The sequence below is a fragment of the Aeromonas sp. QDB39 genome (assembly GCF_027707585.1).
Taxonomy (GTDB): Bacteria; Pseudomonadota; Gammaproteobacteria; order Enterobacterales; family Aeromonadaceae; genus Aeromonas; species Aeromonas hydrophila.
Map to the genome: position 1 here is coordinate 20,924 of NZ_JAPCIV010000009.1, position 21,749 is coordinate 42,672.

18 protein-coding genes and 1 pseudogene are annotated in these 21,749 nt (G+C 64.9%); 2 read left to right on the forward strand and 17 right to left on the reverse strand.

Going from position 1 to position 21,749, the window contains the following annotated elements:
- The 10 genes from PG899_RS06850 to PG899_RS06895 all read right to left on the reverse strand — a co-directional run bounded on the left by PG899_RS06850 (nucleotide 1) and on the right by PG899_RS06895 (nucleotide 13,005).
- Nucleotides 1–909, reverse strand: a complete 909-nt coding sequence (locus PG899_RS06850; protein ID WP_077095665.1) for a pseudouridine-5'-phosphate glycosidase — start codon at nucleotides 907–909, stop codon at nucleotides 1–3.
- The gene (locus tag PG899_RS06855; protein WP_024943589.1) at nucleotides 903–1,994 is read right to left on the reverse strand and encodes a PfkB family carbohydrate kinase; all 1,092 of its coding nucleotides are present in this window, start codon (nucleotides 1,992–1,994) and stop codon (nucleotides 903–905) included. The genes PG899_RS06850 and PG899_RS06855 overlap by 7 nt, the downstream gene beginning before the upstream one ends.
- 145 nt (nucleotides 1,995–2,139) lie before the next feature.
- Nucleotides 2,140–2,499, reverse strand: a complete 360-nt coding sequence (gene nirD / locus PG899_RS06860; protein WP_024943588.1) for a nitrite reductase small subunit NirD — start codon at nucleotides 2,497–2,499, stop codon at nucleotides 2,140–2,142.
- 149 nt (nucleotides 2,500–2,648) lie between these two features.
- Nucleotides 2,649–5,240, reverse strand: coding sequence for a nitrite reductase large subunit NirB (nirB, locus tag PG899_RS06865; protein WP_077095667.1), 2,592 nt, complete (start codon nucleotides 5,238–5,240; stop codon nucleotides 2,649–2,651).
- A gap of 25 nt (nucleotides 5,241–5,265) precedes the next feature.
- Nucleotides 5,266–6,087: an ABC transporter ATP-binding protein gene (locus PG899_RS06870; RefSeq protein ID WP_077095668.1), complete on the reverse strand. Its 822-nt coding sequence runs from the start codon at nucleotides 6,085–6,087 to the stop codon at nucleotides 5,266–5,268.
- A 34-nt stretch (nucleotides 6,088–6,121) separates the two neighbouring features.
- Entirely contained in the window at nucleotides 6,122–7,042 is a 921-nt protein-coding gene (locus PG899_RS06875) for an ABC transporter permease (RefSeq protein WP_252411279.1), read from the reverse strand.
- A 38-nt stretch (nucleotides 7,043–7,080) separates the two neighbouring features.
- Nucleotides 7,081–8,439, reverse strand: a complete 1,359-nt coding sequence (locus PG899_RS06880; RefSeq protein ID WP_232105282.1) for a CmpA/NrtA family ABC transporter substrate-binding protein — start codon at nucleotides 8,437–8,439, stop codon at nucleotides 7,081–7,083.
- A gap of 436 nt (nucleotides 8,440–8,875) precedes the next feature.
- Entirely contained in the window at nucleotides 8,876–9,460 is a 585-nt protein-coding gene (locus tag PG899_RS06885) for an ANTAR domain-containing response regulator (protein WP_077095671.1), read from the reverse strand.
- Nucleotides 9,461–9,599: 139 nt separating this feature from the next.
- Nucleotides 9,600–10,358, reverse strand: a complete 759-nt coding sequence (gene cobA, locus PG899_RS06890) for a uroporphyrinogen-III C-methyltransferase (RefSeq protein WP_077095672.1) — start codon at nucleotides 10,356–10,358, stop codon at nucleotides 9,600–9,602.
- Nucleotides 10,359–10,380: 22 nt separating this feature from the next.
- The gene (locus PG899_RS06895; RefSeq protein WP_077095673.1) at nucleotides 10,381–13,005 is read right to left on the reverse strand and encodes a nitrate reductase; all 2,625 of its coding nucleotides are present in this window, start codon (nucleotides 13,003–13,005) and stop codon (nucleotides 10,381–10,383) included.
- A 303-nt stretch (nucleotides 13,006–13,308) separates the two neighbouring features.
- Between PG899_RS06895 and PG899_RS06900 the strand changes: the two genes are divergently transcribed.
- A complete protein-coding gene (locus PG899_RS06900) occupies nucleotides 13,309–13,812 on the forward strand; it encodes an RNA methyltransferase (protein WP_016351811.1) in 504 nt (167 codons plus the stop codon).
- 45 nt (nucleotides 13,813–13,857) lie between these two features.
- Here PG899_RS06900 and PG899_RS06905 read toward each other — a convergent pair whose 3' ends face one another.
- Nucleotides 13,858–14,598 carry a hypothetical protein gene (locus PG899_RS06905; RefSeq protein WP_077095674.1) on the reverse strand — a complete coding sequence of 247 codons (741 nt, stop codon included), beginning with the start codon at nucleotides 14,596–14,598 and terminating at the stop codon, nucleotides 13,858–13,860.
- Between the two features lie 186 nt (nucleotides 14,599–14,784).
- Between PG899_RS06905 and PG899_RS06910 the strand changes: the two genes are divergently transcribed.
- Nucleotides 14,785–15,216, forward strand: coding sequence for a universal stress protein (locus PG899_RS06910; protein ID WP_011707183.1), 432 nt, complete (start codon nucleotides 14,785–14,787; stop codon nucleotides 15,214–15,216).
- Nucleotides 15,217–15,286: 70 nt separating this feature from the next.
- On the opposite strand, the gene PG899_RS06915 is transcribed toward PG899_RS06910, so the two are convergent.
- The 6 genes and pseudogenes from PG899_RS06915 to gpt form a co-directional block, all read right to left on the reverse strand.
- Nucleotides 15,287–15,922, reverse strand: coding sequence for a murein L,D-transpeptidase catalytic domain family protein (locus PG899_RS06915; RefSeq protein ID WP_076360490.1), 636 nt, complete (start codon nucleotides 15,920–15,922; stop codon nucleotides 15,287–15,289).
- Nucleotides 15,923–16,075: 153 nt separating this feature from the next.
- Nucleotides 16,076–17,341, reverse strand: a pseudogene (locus tag PG899_RS06920) (glutamate-5-semialdehyde dehydrogenase); the annotation flags it as partial.
- An 81-nt stretch (nucleotides 17,342–17,422) separates the two neighbouring features.
- Nucleotides 17,423–18,526 (reverse strand): glutamate 5-kinase, encoded by a 1,104-nt coding sequence (proB, locus tag PG899_RS06925; protein WP_011707186.1) that lies wholly within the window; start codon nucleotides 18,524–18,526, stop codon nucleotides 17,423–17,425.
- A gap of 160 nt (nucleotides 18,527–18,686) precedes the next feature.
- Nucleotides 18,687–19,031 (reverse strand): sigma factor-binding protein Crl, encoded by a 345-nt coding sequence (gene crl, locus PG899_RS06930; protein WP_270697298.1) that lies wholly within the window; start codon nucleotides 19,029–19,031, stop codon nucleotides 18,687–18,689.
- 109 nt (nucleotides 19,032–19,140) lie between these two features.
- Complete coding sequence (gene frsA / locus PG899_RS06935; RefSeq protein WP_011707188.1) at nucleotides 19,141–20,409, reverse strand: esterase FrsA; 1,269 nt, start codon at nucleotides 20,407–20,409, stop codon at nucleotides 19,141–19,143.
- 119 nt (nucleotides 20,410–20,528) lie between these two features.
- The gene (gpt, locus tag PG899_RS06940) at nucleotides 20,529–20,996 is read right to left on the reverse strand and encodes a xanthine phosphoribosyltransferase (protein WP_016351815.1); all 468 of its coding nucleotides are present in this window, start codon (nucleotides 20,994–20,996) and stop codon (nucleotides 20,529–20,531) included.
- Nucleotides 20,997–21,749 lie beyond the last annotated feature (753 nt).

Below are 21,749 nucleotides of genomic sequence, written 5' to 3' on the forward strand. Positions count from 1 at the left end.
TCAAAGGCTGGCGGCGATGCGCGCCCCCAGCGCGGCATTGTTCAACACCAGCTGGATGTTGGCCGCCAGCGAGTTGCCGCCGGTCAGTTCGCACACCCGGGCCAGCAGGAAGGGGGTGGACTCCTTGCCCTTCACTCCCTGCTCGTCCGCCTCTCGCAGTGCCTGGGCAATGGCGGCATCGATGTCGGCCTTGGGCATGGCAAACTGGGTCGGGATCGGGTTGGCCACCACGGCGCCACCCGCCAGCCCCAGCTCCCACTTGAGGCGCAGCGCCTGCGCGATCGCCGCCGGGCTCTCGAGGCGGTAATCCACCTTGAAGCCACTCTCGCGGGTGTAGAAGGCGGGCAGCTCTTCGGTCTGGTAGCCGATCACCGGCACACCCTGGGTCTCCAGGTACTCCAGGGTCAGACCGATGTCGAGGATCGACTTGGCGCCGGCGCAGACCACGGCCACCGGGGTCTGGGCAAATTCCTGCAGGTCGGCCGAGATGTCGAAGGTCTCCTGGGCGCCGCGGTGCACGCCGCCGATGCCGCCGGTGGCGAACACCCGGATCCCGGCCATGGCAGCGATGATCATGGTGGAGGCCACCGTGGTCGCCCCCAGCCCCTTGTTGGCCAGCACGAAGGGAATGTCGCGGCGGCTGCACTTGGTGGCGGCATGACCGGCCCGGCCCAGCGCCTCCAGCGCCCCCTCATCCAGACCCACCTTGAGGCGGCCATCGATGATGGCGATGGTGGCCGGCACGGCGCCGTTGTCGCGCACCACCTGTTCGACCTGGCGCGCCGTCTCCACGTTCTGCGGATAGGGCATGCCGTGGGAGATGATGGTGGACTCCAGGGCCACCACCGGCTTGCCGGCAGCAAGGGCTTCAGCGACGACCGGTTGGATATCGAGGTAAGCGTTCAACATGGGTACTCCTCCAGCATGCGTTCAACGGCGGCCTTGGATAGGCCGGAAAAGACGGTATCGGAACAATTGACGGTGAGGGCGGCGCAACCGAGGGCGAACCGGGTTGTCTCCATGATGCCCTGCTCCTGCAACCAGGCGTGGGCCAGCCCTGCCATGAAGGCATCGCCGCCGCCGGTCACGTTGACGACCGGGCTACCAAGCACGGGCAGATGGCCCTGGCACTCCCCGTCGCTATAGAAAATTCCCTGATCGCCGAGGCTCAGGAACAGCCGCTGCACCCCGGCGCGGTGGAACCAGGCCGCCGCCATGGGCCAGGTGTCGGGCCCCGCTATGGTGAAGCCGCACAGCTGCTCCGCCTCGCTGCGGTTGGGTTTGAGGGTGTGGATGCGGTGCAGCCAGGGGCGGATCTTCTCCACCTTGGCCACCGAGACGGTGTCGACGAAGATGATGTGCTCCCCCTGGCGCTCGAACAGCCAGTCGAGGGTGTGAGTGGCGAGGTTGGTGTCGAGCACCCAGAGCCGGGCCGCGCCGAGAAAACCGCTCAAGGGGGTGAGCCGGGCCGGGGTGAGCTGCTCGATGATCGCCATGTCGTTGACGGCGCAGCTCATCTCGCCGCTGCCATCGTGCAGGCTCAAGTAACAGGAGGTCGCCTGGCCATCCAGCATCAGCACCTGGCGCACGTCGACGCCGGCGCGCTGGGTCACGTCCAGCAGGTGATGGCCGTATTGATCATTGCCCACCGCGCTCAGCAGCCGGGTGTCGGTGCCAAGCCGCGCCAGGTTCTCGGCGATGTTGCGCCCCACCCCGCCGGCCGAGGTACGTACCTTGCCGGGGTTGGAGTCACCGATGCGCAGGTTGTCGTGGCTGCAGCCGCAGATATCCATGTTGGCGCCGCCGATCACCACGGCGTAGGGCCCTTCCCGCAGCACATAACCGCGCCCCTGCACATAGCCCTGGCGCATCAGGCTGGAGATATGGCTCGCCAGCGCCGAACGGCTGATGCCGAGCCTGTCTGCCAGCTCCTGCTGGGCAATCATGGGGTCCTGGCGCAGCAGGGCGAGGATCTCTTGCTCACGTTCCGTCATAGACAAACATCCAGTTACAAACGTTTGTCCATTATTTCCGAAAAACGTTTACCCGCCATCGCCTCGTGCAAAAATTGTCGGCTTGCGCACAAAAAATCACCGGGCAAAACCCGGTGACAGGAAAACGGTTTTCAGATGGTGCCATTCACCCCAGCAACACCCAGACCTCGCCGGCACTGTGCATCACCGGCCAGCAGGCGACCCGCAATGCCGGGTCGTCCAGACAGCGACCATCCGCCAGGGCGTAACGCTGCTTGTAGAGCGGCGAGGCCACTACCGGCTCGCCATCGCAATCCCCCACCAGGCCGCGGCCCAGCACCGCTACTCCGGTCAGGGGATCCACCGCGTCCAGCGCATAGACCCGCTCGCCGAGCCGGAACAACGCCAGCGCCCTGCCCCCTAGCCAGGCGCTACGCCCCGCCTGCTCCGGCAGGGCCGCCAGCTCGCATGCCCGCAACCATTCACCATGCTCCGATGGCAACATATCGTCCTTGAGTCTGTTCATCTCAACCTCCTGCTCTTTATGGCTGCTGCCCAACTCACAGCTCCCGTTCATACCCTCTCCTTGATAGTGATGACTGGCTTGCAACCCGCTGGCCCCACTCATACCCTCTCCTTGATGCCGATGGCTGGTGTGCAACCCACTGACCCGGTTCATACCACCGCCTTGACAGCGATATCCGGCACCCACTGACCCCGCTCCTCCCGCCGTGGCGGCGTCTGGTCCTCGGGCCGGTTGACGAAGGCCTCGAACAGTTTGAGCTTGTCCGGATCCGCCAGGGTGCTCTTCCACTCGCACTGCCAGCTGCCGACTATCCCCTCCATCATGGCCTCCAGCTCGGCGCCGATGCCGAGCCGGTCCTCGATGATCACCGACTTGAGGTAGTCGAGTCCCCCCTCCATGCTCTCCATCCAGACCGAGGTGCGTTGTAGCCGATCGCCGGTGCGCACGTAGAACATCAGCAGCCGGTCGATGTAGCGGATCAGGGTCTGCTCATCGAGATCGGTGGCGAACAGGTCGGCGTGGCGCGGCCGCATGCCGCCGTTGCCGCATACATAGAGGTTCCAGCCGCGCTCAGTGGCGATGACGCCTATGTCCTTGCTCTGGGCCTCGGCGCACTCCCGGGTACAGCCGGAGACCGCAAACTTCAGCTTGTGAGGGGCCCGCAGCCCCTTGTAGCGGTGCTCCAGAGTCTGGGTCAGGGTCATGGAGTCCTGCACCCCGTAGCGGCACCAGGTCGAGCCCACGCAGGATTTCACGGTGCGTACCGACTTGCCGTAGGCCTGGCCGGTCTCGAACCCCGCCGCCACCAGCTCGCCCCAGATGGCGGGTAGCTGATCGACCCTGGCACCGAACAGGTCGATGCGCTGGCCGCCGGTGATCTTGGTGTAGAGGCCGTACTTGCGCGCCACCTCGCCGATGGTGATGAGACCGTCCGGGGTGATCTCCCCGCCCGGAATACGCGGCACCACCGAGTAGGTGCCATCCTTTTGCAGGTTCGCCAGGAAGGCATCGTTGCTGTCTTGCAGGGCGCGGTGGGGCTGCGCCAGCACGTGCTCGTTCCACAGCGACGCCAGGATGGAGGCGACCGTCGGTTTGCAGATGTCGCAACCCAGCCCCTTGCCGTGCTTGTCGCGCAGCGCCTCGAAGCTCTTCAGCTCGCCGACCCTGGCCAGGTGATAGAGCTCCTGGCGGCTGTGGGCGAAGTGCTCGCACAGCCCCTTGTCCGCCTCGACCCCGAGATCCTCCAGGGTCTGCTCCACCACCTGCTTGAGCAGGTTGCCGCAGCCGCCGCAGCCAGTGCCCGCTTTGGTGCAGCTCTTCACCGCCGCCAGCTCGTGATTGCCCGCCTTGACCGCGGCCACCACGGCCCCCTTGCTGACGTTGTGGCAGGAGCAGAGGATGGCGCTGTCCGGCAGCACCAGGGGCGCCGCCGCGCCGCCCGCCTCCCCCACCAGCAGGGAGAGCGGCGGCTGGGGCAGTGCCACCCCGTTCTGGTAGTACTGCAGCAGCCGCTCATAATCGGCGCCGTCCCCCACCAGGATGGCGCCGAGCAGCCGGCTCCCCTCGCCGTCGGTCACCAGCTTCTTGTAGATGCCGTTGACCCTGTCCAGCAACAGCAGCTCCTGGGCGCCGGCGGTGCTGGCGTGGGCATCGCCGATGGAACCCACGTCCACCCCCATCAGCTTGAGCTTGGTGGACATGTCCGCCCCCGCGAAGCGGCTCTCGCCGCCGCACAGGCTGGCCACGGCGGCCCGGGCCATCTGGTAGCCGGGGGCCACCAGCCCGAAGATGCGCCCCTGCCAGAGCGCGCATTCGCCGATGGCGAGGATGGCGGGATCCGAGCTGTGGCAGCCGTCGTCGATGCAGATGCCGCCGCGCTCCCCGACCGCCAGCCCCGATTGCCGGGCCAGGCCGTCAGCGGGGCGGATGCCGGCCGAGAACAGCAGCACGTCGGTCTCCAGATGAGAGCCATCCTTGAAACGCAGCCGGTGGCGGGCCTGCTCCCCATCCTCGATGCACTCGGTGGCCTTCTCCACCAGCACCTCGACCCCGAGCGCCCGGATCTTGTCCCGCAGCACGGCGCCGCCGCTCTCGTCGAGCTGCACCGGCATCAGCCTGGGGGCGAACTCCACCACCCGGGTGCTGAGCCCGAGCAGCCGCAGTGCGTTGGCCGCCTCCAGCCCGAGCAGGCCACCGCCGATCACCACGCCGCTGCGCGCGCCGGCGCAGGCATCGCGAATGGCGGCGAGATCTCCCAGGGTACGGTAGACGAAGCAGCCTTCCCGCCGATGGCCGGGAATGGGGGGCACGAAGGGGACCGAGCCGGTCGCCAGCACCAGTCGGTCGTAACCGAACTGCTCGCCACAGGCCAGGGTCAGGGTGCGGGTGTCTCTGTCCAGCACCTCCACCTCGGCCCCCAGCCGCAACGCTATGCCCTGCGCCTCGTACCAGGCGGGATCCGCCATCCGCAGCGCCTCCGGCGCCTTGCCGCCGAATACCTCGGAGAGGTGCACCCTGTCGTAGGCGGAGTCCGGCTCGGCGCCGAATACCGTCACCTCGAAGCGCTCGAGGCCGCCGGCTGCCACCAGCTGCTCGACAAAGTGATGACCCACCATGCCATTGCCCACCACCAGCAACCGCTGTTTCTCAATCCTCTCGGACGATTCGACGAAGTGATGATCGAGCAAATCCATGCCGTTACCCCCGTTACCCACCACCTGCACTCTCTGCTTGTTGTCCATATTTCTCTTCCTTGAATCGATGGGCTCAGGCCCGGCGCTGACTGCGAACTGGCTCGGCCACCTTGAGGGGAGTCACCTTGCGCTGCTTCTCGTAGAGGAAGCGCAGCACCTGCTGGCGCAGCTTGTGATAGTGACCATCGTCCGCCAGAGCCACCCTGTCTCTGGGCCTCGGCAGGTCCACGGTCAGGATCTCCCCGACAGTGGCACTGGGGCCATTGGTCATCATGACGATGCGATCGGAGAGCAGCACCGCCTCGTCCACGTCGTGGGTGATCATGATGACGGTGTTGCCAAGCTCCGCCTGGATCGCCATCAGCGCATCTTGCAGATGGGCACGGGTCAGGGCATCGAGGGCACCGAACGGCTCGTCCATCAGCAGCACCTTGGGGGAGAGCGACAGGGCACGGGCGATGCCGACCCGCTGCTTCATCCCCCCCGACAGCTCATGAGGCATCTTCTGGCTGGCGTGCTCCATCTGCACCAGGGAGAGGTAATAGTCCACCCGCTCCGAAGCCGCCCGCCGGTTCGGCTCCACCTGCCCCACCGCCAGCGCCACGTTCTGCTGGACGCTGAGCCAGGGCAGCAGGGCATGGTTCTGGAACACCATGGCTCGCTCCGGGCCCGGCCCCGCCACCTCGCGCCCGTCGAGAATGATGCCCCCCGTGGTGGGCTCCAGCAGCCCGGCCACCAGGTTGAGCACGGTGCTCTTGCCGCAGCCGGAGTGACCGATGAGGGAGACGAACTCCCCCCGCTCGATGCGCAGGTTGACCCGGCTGAGGGCCTCGAAGCGCCCCTGCTCCGTCTCGAACGAGATGCCGACGTCGCTTAACTGCAGATAACTCTTCATTGGCTCTTCTCCCGCCTGAATATGGAATTTGTTGTTAACGCAGCACCTGGCGCTTGTCCCAGGACAACCACTGCTGCAGGGCCAGCATGCCCCTGTCCAGGGCGCAGCCGATGAGGCCAATGGTGATCACCGCCACCATGATGCGGGCCAGCGAGGTCGAGCCGCCGCTCTGGAACTCGTCCCACACGAACTTGCCGAGCCCCGGGTTCTGGGCCAGCATCTCCGCCGCGATCAGCACCATCCAGGCCACCCCCAGGGACAGGCGAAGGCCGGTGAAGATCATGGGCAGGGCGCCGGGCAGCACGATGCGCCGCACGTGGGTCAGGAAAGAGAGCCGCAGCACCCGGCTGACGTTGTGCAGATCCCGGTCCAGCCCCGCCACCCCGACCGCGGTGTTGATCAGGGTTGGCCAGAGGGAGCAGAGGGTCACCGTCAGCGCCGAGGTGAGGAAGGACTTGGCAAGCCAGGGAGTGGGGTTGGCGTAGAGTGCGCTCACCACCAGGGTGATGAGCGGCAGCCAGGCCAGCGGCGACACCGGTTTGAGCAGCTGGATCACAGGGTTGGCGGCGCGATAGAGTCCCTGATTCATGCCGAGCAGTACCCCGCACGGGATGGCGATCAGGGTCGCGAGGCCAAAGCCGCACAGCACGGTGAGCAGACTGGTCCCTATCTGATCGAAGAAGGTGGGGCGCCCTGTGTAGGGGCGCAGCTTCACCTCGGCCGCCGGATCCGCGGCCAGCCGCTCGGCGTTGCGCACCCGCTGGCGCTCGAGGAAGGCGCTCGCCTTCTCCCGCTCGGCCAGGTGATCCTGACCCAGCGACCAGAGCTGACTGGCGGTAGCGAGCGGCCCCGGCAAAGTGCCCAGGCTGGTCTGCACCTGGCTCGCCCCCCACTGCCAGAGGCCGAGGAACAGCAGCACGCCCAGCAGGGGCTGCACCAGGGTTTTCCAATCCATGATTTTCCACTGATGTCGTTTCATTGCGCGTTCCTCGCTCATTGCACCCGCTCATCGCCCTTGAGGCCGATGGCGAACTGCTGCAGATAGGCGTTGGGGTGGCGGCCGTCGTAGATGAGGCCGTCGATGAAGCCATCCTGAGGGCCGCGATAGCCCTGCTCGCTGGCAAAATCGGGGAAGTCCTGCGCCTTGAGCTTGCCCTCGGCGATCAGCACCTCGGCGGCCTGGCGATAGACCTCGGGTTGATACACCGCCTTGGCCACCTGCTCGAACCAGGCGTCCGGCTTGGCCTCGGGGATCTGGCCCCAGCGCCGCATCTGGGTCAGGTACCAGATGGCGTCCGAGTAGTAGGGATAGGTGGCGTGGTGGCGAAAGAAGACGTTGAAGTCAGGCAGCTGGCGTTTGTCCCCCTTGGCGTACTCGAAGGTGCCGGTCATGGAGCTGGCGATCACCTGCTCGTCGGCCCCCACGTACTCGGGTCTCGCCAGCATCTTGGCCGCCTCGCGCCGGTTGCCGTTCTGTTCTGCATCCAGCCACCAGGCGGCCCGCAGCAGCGCCTTCACCAGCCGGACATGGGTGTTGGGGTGGCGCTCTGCCCACTCCCGGGTGACGCCAAACACCTTCTCCGGGTTGTTGCGCCAGATCTCCTGATCGGTGATGACCGGTACCCCGATCCCCTTGGCGAGCGCCTGCTGGTTCCAGGGCTCCCCCACGCTGTAGCCGGCGATGGTGCCCGCCTCCAGGGTGGCGGGCATCTGCGGTGGCGGGGTGACTGACAGCAGCACGTCCGCCTGGCGCTGGCCCGAGTTGTCCCCGAGCTTGGGTGCGTAGAAACCGGGGTTGAGGCCGCCAGCCGCAAGCCAGTACCTGAGCTCGTAGTTGTGGGGGGAGACGGGGAACACCATCCCCATGTTGAACGGCTTGCCCGCCTGCCGGTATTGCTCCACCACCGGCTTGAGGGCGGCGGCGCTCACCGGCGCCGGCACCTTGCCTGCCACCGGCTTGGGCAGTTGGGCCGCCATGGCTGCCCACACCGGCTTGGCCACCGTGATGGCGTTGCCGTTGAGATCCATGGCAAACGCCGTCACCAGTTCTGCCTGGGTGCCGATGCCGATATGGGCCGCCAGGGGCTGGCCCGCCAGCATCTGGGCACCGTCCAGCTCGCCGTCGATCACCCGATCCAGCAGGATCTTCCAGTTCGCCTGGGCCTCGAGGGTGACATAGAGCCCCTCGTCCTCGAAGTAGCCGCGCTCATAGGCCACCGCCAGTGGCGCCATGTCGGTCAGCTTGATGAAGCCGAGCTTGATCTCCTCCTGCTCGGGCGCCCCCACCGCGGCCAGCGCCGGCAGTGACAGCACCGCCAGCAGCATCCCCGCACATCCTTGTCGTCTGTTCATGCCATTCCCTCGCTCGGTTCCTGTTCCGGGCTCTCGCCCGCCTGCCTCGTTGCAGGATGACGACCAAAAAAAAGCCCCACCGATCCGGGATCGGTGAGGCCTCTTTGCCCTGTTGCCGGTGAAGCCTTGCGGCCTCACCACTGCGTCTTGTTCTGTCTGTTCGTTAATTCACTTTCCGTGCCAATCTGGCCGAACCACCGCTGGCGGGCCCTGAGCGGCTCGGGGCGCATCCTCTGCCCGTTTATGCGCCTCAATGAGGCGCAGTTGCACCAAAACGGTTTGCCAGTCCCTTCAGAACCGGTTCGCGATCTGTCACGAGAGGTCGTCAGCAAGGTAAAGAGCAGCGCAGGAACCGGAGTTTATAGACATAAATGAGGATTCCGAGCAGCACATGAGCCTTGATCACGGCCTCGCAGTAGGAGCGTGGACCCGGTTCTCAGGCGGGCAGTGCCAACAGCAGTTGCCGTGCCAGCTCCCCTAGGCTCAGGTGGCGGCTCATGGCGGTGCTGCGCATCAGCCGGTAGGCCTGCTCCTCGTCCAGCCCCTGATGGCGCATCAGCCGCCCCTTGGCCTGCTCGATCAGCCGCCGCTCCACCAGCTGCCGACGCAGTTCGCTCTCGGTCTGCGCCAGCGCCTGCACCATGGCCAGCTGGCTGCGGGCGAGGCGCAGCCACTGCTCGACCGGCTCCCGCTCGCCACACGGATGGGGCACCAGCAGCACCCCCTGCTGCAACAGGGCGATCTGGGGCTCGGTGCCGATCCGCTCGCAAAACAGCAGGCGCGGTACCCCGGGCCAGAGAGAGAGGCCGAGCCGCACCTCGGCACCGAACTGGCGACTGCTGATGAGCAGGGCATCTCCCTGCCCGTCCGGGCTCAGTAGCTGGCGAGCGTCGAGGATCCTGGGCTGATGGCCATACTGGCTGACCAAGAGGGCCAGCCGGTTGGCCTGACCCGGTTCGTCGGCGTGGATCAGCAGGCGGGAAACGGGGCCAGCGGGGCCCCCTGAAGTGAGAATGGTCATGGCGCTCCTTGCCAACGGCATTCGATTGGTCTGCCACCACTGTGGTCTGTCACCACAGAGGCAACATGAGCGCCAACTGTTTGAATATACCCCCTTTTTATTCCTCTGGAGGTAGTAGAGGTAGAGAGGGAACGGCGGCTCAGGCCACCCGCTCCAGCGCCTGTCCCAGCAGGCCCTGCAGCTCGGCCCGCAGGCGCACCACCTCCCCCATGATCATCAGCACCGGGCTCTGGCCGAGCAGGGCCAAGGCGGCCTGCGCCAGCCCGTCCAGCCGGGTCTCATGGACTTGCTGGCGGGCGCTGCAACCGGCCACCACCAGCGCCACCGGCAGATCCGGTGAGGCACCGGCCGCCAGCAACCCCTGCCGGATCTCGGCCGCCCGCTCCAGCCCCATGTAGAACACCAGGGTGTGACCGGCCCGGGTCAGCCCCTGCCAGCCCTGATAGTCGCCCTCGTCCATCAGGTGGCCGGTGACCAGGGTCAGGGAGCGGGCCAGCCCCCTGTGGGTCAACGGGATCAGGCTGCTGGCGGCGCAGCCAAGCGCAGCCGTTATGCCGGGCACCAGCTCGGCGGCGATGCCGTGGCGCGCCAGGTGCAGTGCCTCCTCGCCACCACGGCCAAACACCAGGGGATCGCCCCCCTTGAGCCGCACCACCCGCTTACCGGTGCGAGCCAGCGCCAGCAGCAGGGCGTTGATCTGCGCCTGACTCGGGCTCGGCTCGCCACAGCGCTTGCCCACGTCGAAGCGGGCCGCCCCCTGGGGAATGCGGGCCAGGATCTCCTCCCCCACCAGGCGGTCATAGACCACCACCTCCGCCGCCTCGATCCGCTGCAGCGCACGCAGGGTCAACAATTCGAGCGGGCCTGGACCGGCCCCTACCAGACTGATTTGGCTCATCACAGACTCCTTGTATCCCGTCTTAAGCGGTGGCGATAAAAACATGTTTGATCAACAGCTTGTCGATCTCTGGCAGGCAGGTGCCGCAGTTGCTGCCGCAGCCGAGCAGGGCCTGCAGCCCCGCCAGCTCGCTCACCCCCTGTCGCACGATGGCATCGACGATGCGCTGCTCCGACACCCGCAGGCAGGAGCAGATCAGCCGGCTCTCCCCCAGCAGGGCCACGTTCAGGGTCTGGCTCAGGGCCCCCGCCTGCAGCGGGGTGCCGAGCAGGCTCGCCAGCAGCTCAACCTTGATGTCCGGGCGCCGCTCCCCCACCAGCAACAGGCCATCGATGCGATCCCCGGCCAGCGCCACGGCGAGCCAACCCGACGCCAGCGGCAGTCGCAGCCAGCGCCCCTGGGTTGCCAGCCGCTGCCACAGGGCTTCGGGCGCCTCTGACCAGGAGGCCAGCAGGGTGCAGCTGCCCTCCGGCAACGGGCGCCTGGCCCACCAGTCCAGCGGCTCGTCCCAGTCTCGCCGACCGAGCCAGAGCCCCTGCCAACGGGTCGGCTGCGGCTCGGCCCGCACCCGGCCCTGCTTGAACATGGGCTGGCCGGAAAGGGGATCCACCACGGCGGCAATGAGGCGATTGACCGCCCCCTGACTGCACTGGCTGTCGGTCCAGTGCATGGGCAGGAAGGCCTCCCCCTCCCTGAGCCCCTCGTCCAGCCCGACCAGCAGCCGCGCTTCCCCCAGCTCGTTGTGAAGGCGCACCAGATCCCCCTCCTTGAGCCCCAGCGCCAGCAGGCTGGCGGCGCCGAGCCGCACCCTGGGCCAGGGCTCGGCCTCCTGCAGACGCGGCACGTGGCCGGTGCGGGTCATGGTGTGCCACTGATCCCGCAGCCGACCGCTGTTAAGCAACAAGGAGAGGCCCGCCGGCGGCTGCACCGCTTCTGGCTCGGGGGGAAAGAACTGAGCCAGGGGCAGCAGACGGGCACGGCCATCCGGGGTGGCGAAGCGCCCATCCTCGAACAGCCGGGCCCGGCCGCTAGGCCAGGCAGCGTTGACCGGCCAGCTCAGGGGCGCCAGCGCCTCGAACTCGGCGCGGCTGAGGCGGGCCAGCCCCGAGATGTCGAACTGGCGTTGCCCCTGATTCTCGAAACCCGACAGGGCTGCGTGCTCGCAGAAGATGTCGTGCTCGTGCTCATAGGCAAACCCTTCGCCGAAGCCGAGCCGGCGAGCCAGCTGGGTCAGCGCCCACCAGTCGGGCCTGGCCTCCCCCGGCGGGGGCAGGAAGGCGCGCTGGCGGCTGATGGTGCGCTCCGAGTTGGTGACGGTGCCGCTCTTCTCCCCCCAGGCGGCGGCGGGCAGCAGCAGGTGGGCGAGATGCGCCGTGTCGGTGTTGGCGGTCACCTCGGAGACCACCAGCAGCTCGCAGCGAGCCAGCGCCTCGCGCACCCGGTTGCCGTCGGGCAGGGAGACTGCCGGGTTGGTGCCGAGCACCCAGAGTGCGCGGATCTCCCCCCGGTGCACCGCCTCGAACAGCTCGACCGCCTTGTGGCCAGGGCCACCCACCATGGTCGGGCTCTGCCAGAAACGCTGCACCCGATCGCGCTCAGCCTCGCCAAAGCCCATGTGGGCCGCCAGCTGGGTCGCCAGCCCCCCCACCTCGCGCCCGCCCATGGCGTTGGGTTGCCCCGTCATGGAGAAGGGGGCCGCCCCCGGCTTGCCGATGCGCCCGCACAGCAGATGGGCGTTGATGATGGCGTTGGCCTTGTCCACCCCCTGGTTGGACTGGTTGATCCCCTGGCAGAACAGGCTGACGGTTTTGGGGGTGCGGGCAAACAGCCGGTAGAAGCCGAGCAGATCCCCCGGCGCCAGATCGCAACATTGGGCCACCGCCTCCAGCTGCCAGGCCGGATCGTCCAGCGCCGCCGCCAGCGCCTCGAAGCCGCTCACATGGCGCGCCACATAATCCTTGTCCCAGCCGTCGTGATCGAGCAGGTAGCGGCACAGCCCGTTCCACAGCGCCACGTCGCTGCCGGGCCTGAGGGCCAGGTGCAGGTCCCCCTGCTCCGCCGTCATGGTGCGGCGCGGGTCCAGCACCACCAGCCTGAGCTCGGGGCGCCGCGCCCGCGCCTGCTGCAGACGACGAAACAGCACGGGGTGGGTCCAGGCGGTGTTGGCACCGGTGATCACCACCAGATCCGCGAGCTCCAGATCCTCGTAGCAGGCGGGCACCAGATCCTCGCCGAAGGCGCGCTGATGGGCCGCCACCGACGACGACATGCAGAGCCGGGAGTTGGTATCCACGTTGGCACTGCCGAGATACCCCTTCATCAGCTTGTTGGCAACGTAGTAATCCTCGGTGGTGAGCTGGCCCGACAGGTAGATGCCGATGGCCTGTGGCCCGGATTCGGCCAGAATGGCGGTGAAACGCTCCGCCAGGGTATCCAGAGCCTGCTCCCAGCCGATACGCTGCCCCAGCCAGCGCGGATAGAGCAGGCGATCGGGGAAATCCAGACTCTCCAGCAGGCTGGCCCCCTTGACGCACAGAGCCCCCGCGTTGGCCGGGTGCCCCTCATCCCCCTGCAACTGCCAGTCATCCCCCTCCCGGCTCAGCCGGATGCCGCAGCCCACTCCACAATAGGCACAGGTGGTGTTCATTCCCTTGCTCCTCGTCGTCCGACTCCCCATCCCTGGGTCGCCGCTGCCATGGCCCATAAAAAAAGCGCCCGCCCCCGCTGGGGACGGACGCCTTTGTCCGGATAAGCCGCATTTACTCTCTCCTGGGATAACTGCAAACCCCGCGCCAGTATGCAAGGTGCGCCTGGACGGCGATCGGCACCGAGCGGCTGCGCTGGGACGGTGCAAGCGCCCCCTTGTTGGGCCCGTCAGGCGGGAGTGCATACCCAGGCTGGGCAAGGGGCGGCGCGGGAGTATAATGCGGCCGCCACAGAGGAGAGCGAGATGAGAGAGTCAGACCACGAATGCCTGCCACCACAGGGGGATGAGTCAGCACCGCACGGCGACGCAGGCTATTGCTGCATCGGGCTGGTCAACCCCAAGTCACCGGAGAACGTGGGGGCCGTGATGCGGGCCGCCGGCTGCTACGGGGCGGACGAGGTCTACTACACCGGCAACCGCTTCGAGCTGGCGCGCCGCTTCGCCACCGATACCAAGCAGATGGTGGAGAAGATCCCCCTGCTCGGGGTCGACGATCTGATGGAGATGGTGCCGGCCGGCTGCACGCCGGTGCTGGTGGATCTGATCGAGGGGGCCACTTCCCTGCCGGACTATGTGCACCCGGCGCGCGCCTTCTACATCTTCGGCCCGGAGGACGGTACCCTGGATCCCGCCCGCTTCAAGGCGGTGCAGGAGGTGATCTACGTCCCGACGCACGGTTGCATGAATCTCGCCGCTTCGGTCAACGTGATCCTCTATGACCGGCTGGCCAAGCAGCTGAGACGCTGACAAAAAAGCGCCTGAACAGGTAACCAGCCCCCGGCGCAGGGCGCTTTAGTTGCCAGGGGCTAGCCTCTGCTCCTGCTGTTTGATGAAATCGCGGTAATAGTCGTAGAGCTGGTAGCGCCGGTAGATCTCGGCCAGGGTACCGTGTCGCACCAGATTGACCATGCCTTGATCCCAGAGCTGTTGCAGGCTGCGCCCCTTCTCGGTATCGGCAAAGATGGGATAGGTCGGGACCCAGCGCAGGAAGATGCGCTGCATGTTGGCGGGAATGGAATCCGCCGAGTAGAGCACCCCGGCGGTCAGATAGTAGCGATAGCGCTCCTTGGCCAGCAGCTGCAGCGCCATGTCGTGGCTGTCGATCTCGTGCCAGCGCATGGAGACCGGTATGTACTTGTCAAAGGCCCAGCCCCGCAACCACACCACCCCCTGCCCGCTCAGACTGTGCTCCCCTTGCCACTGGGGCCGCCACTTCTTGAGCATCAGCACCGTCAGATCATCGGCCGAGGCGGGATGGCGGGGTTGCAGCACGCCGCTCACCTCATCCCGATAGACCCCCATCGCCATGTCGCCCCCTTTCTGGGCGATCACCGCCAGGGCCCGCTTGTAGGGCACGATGCGCGGCATGACCTGGTAACCGTTGGGCTGATAGATGGCCCGCACTATGTCCAGATAGACGCCCCTGCCATCCGGCTGGCAGAAGCCCGGCCAGTCATCGCAATAGACATAGAGGGGATCGGCCCGACCGGGCCAGCAAATCAGCAACGTCAATGAAAGCAACAAACGAATCATGTCTTACCGTTTCTCCGCAGGCGATGCCATTTGCAGCCGCGCCCAAGCCATTCCCCATGATATGAAGATCTGCCGGCAACGCACCTCTTTTTCCCGGTTTTGCGAGCGAGTCGAGGGTTATTGCCCGCTGAATCGGTATTATTGACAATAAGATTCATTAGTAACCCAACATAGGGGAGCCTTCATATGCCATCCATTAAAACCCTGCTCTGTCCGGTCGATTTTTCCCAGATGTCACAGGCCGTGCTCGACTATGCCGTATTCATGGCCCAGAGCCACAAGGCCGAACTCAAACTGGTCCACGTGGTGGATCAACTGCATGGCTTCGACAGCTACAAGATCCTGCACATGACTGCCATCGAGATCACCCATGAGATGGAGCGTCAGGCCAAGAGCCAGATGAAGGAGCTGATCGCCAGTCTGCCCATTCCTGCCACCTTCGAGGTGCGCTTCGGTCGCGCCGCCGACGAGATCGTCGTGCAGGCCAAGGAAGAGAAAGCCGACCTGGTGGTGATGGGCAGCCACGGCCGCTCCGGCATCAGCCATCTGCTGGTAGGCAGCGTGGCCGAATCCGTGGTGCGCCATGCCCCCTGCCCCGTGCTGGTGGTACGCAAGTAGCCGCCACGCTAGACTCACTGCAAAAGGCCAGCATTCGCTGGCCTTTTCTATTTGGGCTCGCGGGCCGGCCTCAGCCGTGGGCGTAGATGACGCTGCCCCCCTTGATGATGTCGATGATGGCCCTGGACTGCTCCTTGGGCAGTGCGGGACAGCCCCAGCTGCGGCCCAGTTTGTCATATTTGCGCAAATGGCGCGGGCTGGCATAGTCGGCGCCGTGCACCACGATGGCCCGCTTGCGGGCATTGCTGTTCTGGCCTGGGCTCAGGCCGTCGAGGCGCAGCGAATAGCCGTGCTTGCCCTGATAGGTCTCGGCGGTGCGATAGACCCCGAGCGAGCTCTTCATGGAATTGAACTGGTTGGAAAACTGGTTGGCAGCCAACTCGCCCGAGTTGCGACCATGGCTGACCCAGGTGTGGTAGAGCAGCTTGTGGCGCTTCACGTCGATGACGAACAGCCGGCGCATGGTCGAGGGTTTGCTGTAGTCGATAATGGTGAGAATGGGTTTGCGCTTGTGGCGCACGCTCTGGTAACTGGTGATGGCCTTGCGAAATACCTGTTTGTCGAGCTTGCCGGCCAGCCCCAACTGGCGGTAGAGATCCTGATCCCAGCTGGCGTGGCTGTTGCTGCTAAAGCAGAGCGCCCCCAGCAGCAGCGGCAACCCCAGCCAGAGCGCGCCCCAGCGCTTCATCCAATCTGTTTGCTTCATCCTTGAATCTGCTCCCGTTTTTGTGGCTAGCGCAGCGCTCAAAATATCGCCACACCTCGCTGGATAGTTATATGCAAGCCCCTGATAGCAGGCAAGAAAAAAGCAAAAAAATGCCGACCTGAGTCGGCATCTTCACACAGGCCCCAAAAGGCGTCAGGCGCGACTCAGATAGTCCGCCAATCCCACCCACTTGTAGCTGGTGAGCTCGGTCAGCCCCATGGGGCCACGGGCATGCAGCATCTGGGTCGAGACCGCCACCTCGGCGCCCAGCCCGAACTGGCCACCGTCGGTGAAGCGGGTGGAGGCGTTGACGTAGACCGCCGCCGAACCGGCCCCGTTGACGAAACGCTCGGCATTGGCCAGATCGTTGGTGAGGATGGCATCGGAGTGACCGGCGTTGTGCTCGCGCATATGGGCCAGTGCCTCGTTCACATCCGCCACCAGCTTGACTCCCAGGGTCAGCGAGAGCCACTCGGTATCGAAGTCTTCCGGGCCGGCGGCACGCAGGCTGTCGGCGCCCGTAAGCAGCGGCATGGCTTCGGAAGTAGCGACCAGGGCCACCTTGCGCTCGTTCATTAAGTCCACCAGCTGCGGCAGCAAGGTCGCGGCGACCTTCTCGTGCACCAGCAGGCTGTCGAGGGCATTACAGGCGGAGGGGCGCTGCACCTTGGCGTTGTCGATGACCGCCAGGGAGCGCGCCAGATCGGCGCTCTCGTCCACGAAGATGTGGCTGATGCCAAAACCGCCGATGATCACCGGAATGGAGCTGTTCTCCTTGCACATCTTGTGCAGCCCGGCGCCGCCGCGGGGGATGATCATGTCCACGTAGCGGTCGAGGCGCAGCAGCTCGCCCACCAGCGCCCGATCCGGGTTGTCGATGTATTGCACCGCATCGCGCGGCAGGCCGGAGGCCGCCAGCGCACTCTGGATCACCCGTACCAGCTCCAGGTTGGAGTGGAAGGTCTCGCGGCCTCCGCGCAGTATGCTGGCGTTGCCGGTCTTGAGGCAGAGGCTGGCGATATCGATGGTGACGTTGGGACGCGCCTCGTAGATGACGCCGATGACCCCGATGGGCACCCGGCGGCGGGAGAGGCGCAGGCCGTTCTCCAGCATCCGGCTGTCGATTTCGGCCCCGACCGGATCGTCCAGAGAGATCACCTTGCGCACGTCCGCCACGATACCGGCCAGCCGGGCCGGGTTGAGCAACAGCCGATCCAGCATGGCGTCTGACAAGCCCGCCGCACGGCCGGCGGCGATGTCTTTCTCGTTGGCGGCCAGGATCTGGTGGCTGCGCGCCTCCAGCTCGTCGGCGATGGCGGCCAGCGCCCGGTTCTTCTGCGCCGTGCTGACGGTGGCCAGCTGATAGGCGGCTTCACGGGCCGCCTGCCCCATTTTCTCCAGACTCATCTCTCTTCCCTTTGGTTCTTGCGGGGCCGCCCGATGGCGGCGTCCCCCCTTATCTTGATGTGTCGCTGCCCTTGCGTGGCAGCGGCTGGCGACTCACAGCAGCACCATGTCGTCGCGGTGGATGGCCACGGCGCCATAGCCGTAACCCAGCACCTGTTCGATGTTGTCCGAATGGACGCCGCGCAGCTTGTCCAGCTCCAGATGATTGTAACGGCAGATGCCGCGCGCCAGCTCGGCCCCCTTGGGATCGAGAATGCGCACCACGTCGCCACGCACGAAATCGCCCTTCACCGCCACTATGCCCTTGGGCAGCAGGCTGGAGCCCTTCTCCTGCATGGCAGCCACGGCGCCCTGATCCACCTGCACTTCGCCGTGGGGGGGCGGGCCTGCCAGGATCCAGCTCTTGCGCCCTTCCAGCGGCGAAGCCAGCGCCGGGAACAGGGTGCCGATGCGCTCGCCCTTGGCGAGACGGCCGACCACTTCCGGCATCTGGCCGGTGGCGATCACCACGTTGACGCCGGCGCGGCGCGCCACGTCAGCGGCCTGCAACTTGGTGGCCATGCCGCCGGTACCGAGCCCGCTGACGCTGTCACCCGCCAGCTTGCGCAGGGTGTCGTCGATGGTCTGCACCTCTTCGATGAGCTGGGCATCCGGGTTGGTACGGGGATCGGCGGTAAACAGCCCCTTCTGATCGGTCAGCAGGATCAGCAGATCCGCATCGGCCAGGATGGCGGCGCGAGCGGAGAGGTTGTCGTTGTCCCCCACCTTGATCTCGGCAGTCGCCACCGCGTCGTTCTCGTTGATGACCGGGATGATGCGGTGATCGAGCAGGGTGCGCAGGGTGTCGCGGGCATTGAGGTAACGCTCCCTGTCCTCCAGATCGGCGCGGGTCAGCAGCATCTGACCGATGTGCAACCCATAGAGGTTGAACAGATCCTGCCATACCCGGATCAGCTGGGTCTGGCCGACGGCCGCCAGCATCTGCTTGTTGGGCAGGGTTGGCGCCAATGGGGGGTGGCCCAGATGCTCACGGCCGGCGGCGATGGCCCCCGAGGTGACCACCACGACCCTGTGGCCGTGACGGTGCAAGGCTGCACACTGTCTGACCAGCTCGACCATGTGGGCACGATTGAGCTGGGAAGATCCCCCGGTGAGCACGCTGGTGCCCAGTTTGACGACTATGGTTCTGTTTTCCATGGGAGCAAAAAGGCTGAAATATAAGGAATCCCTTTATACCCACGGCCCTGTTGCCCTGCAAGGCAATTAACACCAGGGCAGCGGCGGGTGCAGGCAAAGCGGAGCAAGCGGCAAAGAAACGCCCCGCCAGCCGATGGGTGGCTGGCGGGGCGGCGGGTCATCAGGCGGCGGTGACGGTCAGCTCGTTGGTGACCTGCTCGGCGGGAGCGAGCTGGCAACCAAGCTGGTGCAGCTTGTCACTGATGAGCTTGTAGAAGTGGTTGAGGGTACGTTCGACTTCAGCCTGATGCTTCTTGGGCAGCGGCTTGTTGAGCCACTCCCCTTCGGCGTTGTAGAAGCCGACCTGATAGTGATAGCTGAAGCTGTGATCCTGCTGCTCCAGCACCAGCCACCAGCCCCAGAATTCCCGTTTGTCCGGCGCCGGCTTGGCGCTGACACAGACGGAAAGGCAGTCGAAACGGTAACGCCCCTCTTCACACAGGTCCTCACGTAAATAGGGGCCAATCGCGGCAAACTACCTCAGCAGTCGCTTGTAGGTCACTCTTTCTGACATGTTAACCTCCCTGTTGAACAAGCCACATCACCCTGGGATGACGTTATATTTTAGCGCTATATCATGTACATAGGTGCTTCTTGAGCCAGTCGACCATCTCTTTCAACGCCTCGTCGTATACCTCCAGCAAGGGTTGTTTGTCGAACACCACCGCCTTGCCGTTGCGGCTGGCGGACGCCAATGCCCGGACATCCTGCTCGGGACAAATAAAATCTTTCTTGTGTCCAATACTCAATATCGGCACGGAAGTGCGAGTCCCCAGCAATCCTTGCGTCTTGAGTGAAAATACCTGGCACTTGGTACGCAGCGACTCCCACTGGGCCGCATCAGCCCCCAGCCGGTTGGCCAGCCCGTCCCGCATCATGCGCGGGCAGCGGGCAAACATCTCTTGATTGGTAAACACCTGATTGACGCCAGCGCCGATGCAAACCACGGTCCTGAGCTTGAACGGCTCGATGAAGGCGAGCCGTGCCGCCACATTGCCCGCCAGGCGAAAACCCACCATGGCGATGCGCTGGTGATCGACCCAGGCCACTTCAGACAGATGATTCAATACCGCCTGGTGCAGCCGGCTGGTGTCCTGCACCAGCGGCCAATGCTCGGCATAGCCAATGCCCGGCATATCGAGCGACAACATGCCGATGCCGTTGGGCTCCAGGCACTTGAGATAGAAATTGAGAAAGTCGACCTGCAGCGAGTCGATGCCGCCGCTGACGATGACCAGAGGCACCGGCTTGTCGGTGGTCGGCAGGTGCAGGTAGCCCTGAATGTGCTTGCCGCGAAACGGCACCTGCAGCTCCTTGAGCGGCACCTTGAACAGGCGTCCCGCCTCGCGGTAGGCCATGTTGCCGAGCAGCTGGGCCTGATCCGCCAGCTCGTCATTCTTCAGATGGGGGTAGCTGGCGATGGAGTAGTAGCGCACCGCCTTGAGCAGACTTTTCAGGGCCGCGGCTCGTTCGCCCTGTGCCACCAGCTCGCGACCCCGGTTGAAGTAGCGGCCGGCCAGCTGGCTCCACTCATAGACCCAGTTGCCGGGCACATAACCCTTGATGGTATCCAGGAAGCGCTCGTGGGTACGCTCGCCCTCTCCCATGGCGATGCAGGCCAGGGTCTGCTCCACCTCGACCGGGTCCGCCCCCTGCCAGGCCCAGGTCGGCCGGCGCAGCAGACGATACCAGCGCGATGACATGGAACCGTCGATGAAGGTCTCATCGACATTGTCATCCTGCTCCGCGACCGGGCTGGAGTTGGAGACTTCCGAGGTCTCCAGCACCTTTTTTACCCGGGTAAAGAGCTTCTCGGTCAGGTTAAGGTCGTCGTTCAAGTCCAAAGCTATTACTCATACTGTCATGCAATGGCTCCATCTTAACCACTTTTCCCGCCCGGCAGCCAGTTGCACCACAAAAAAACAGGGCTCCATATAGGAGCCCTGTGAAGCTGATTCGCTGCTTACTCTTCGTCGCAGATCGGCGTGGCAAACTCCAGCGCCATATCCCACGGCTGTTCGATCCAGGTGTCTTGCGGGATGGCGACTTCGAAGTCATCCAGCAGTTGCTCACCCATCGGCTTGGCGAAGATCGCGATGAACTTGGCCTTGGGGTAGAGCTCGCGGATCGCCTTGGCGGTGGTGCCAGTGTCCACCAGATCTTCCACCACCAGCCAGCCTTCGCCGTCACCCGCGGTGGTGGCGGCCTTCACGACCACCAGATCACGCTGGCTGTTGTGGTCATAGCTGGAGATGCACAGGGTTTCGACGTTGCGGATGCCAAGTTCACGCGCCATCAGTGCAGCCGGAACCAAGCCGCCGCGGCTGACCGCGATGATCCCTTTCCATTGGCTGACGGGCAGTTGACGACGGGCCAGACGGCGCGCTTCACGTTGCAGGTTGTCCCACGACACATAAAACTTTTTCGGCATACAATCGATCTCAACGAGTTATAAAAACAATCACTTAAGACTTGAAAACCCGTGCAGACGCACGTGATTTCGTTAATGCTGACGGCCCTTTTTCCCAAATTCGGCTTGCACCACGACCGCCTCGGGAGAAGACCCTCGGCAGCGAAAACAGATGCAATGGAAGCAGGATGGGCAGAGCTGGCGGTCATGTCACAGAGGGGGCAGGACCGCAGACAGGCTGTTGGGCGGGCATGATACCATCGTTTGCGGATAAATTGACTGGCAAACGTATGCGAAATGCAGGAAAAAAATCGAAGCAAGTCCGGCTGACTCCCTCTTTTCCCTCTCCCGGGCGACGCTCGCCGAGCAGCAGATAAAAAAATAGCAGGGGGAGGATGGATTCCTCACTCGCCTGCTGTTTTCGATCCGCCTGTCAGCCTGGCCGGCAACCGGCCTTAACGGCGGCTGGCGTAGGGGTTCGGATAGTTGAAACCCTGGGTATAAAGAGACTGGGCGAACCAATAGGTTGAATTGCTGCCTGACATCATAAACTCCTGATTGCTTAACAAGTTACGTACCTTAATGCGGGTTCAGATCCTTGAACGGACACTCGGTTCCATGGAGGCGCACTTGCTTTGCTTCGGTTCCCTGGAGGCATTCATCGTCATCCTGACGGGTGGCGAACCACGGTCGTTAATTTACCAGCCGGCGCCATAAACTCAATATTTTTGTGATGCGAGTCACAAATTTTCTTTTGTGCTGGTTCGCTTCGTC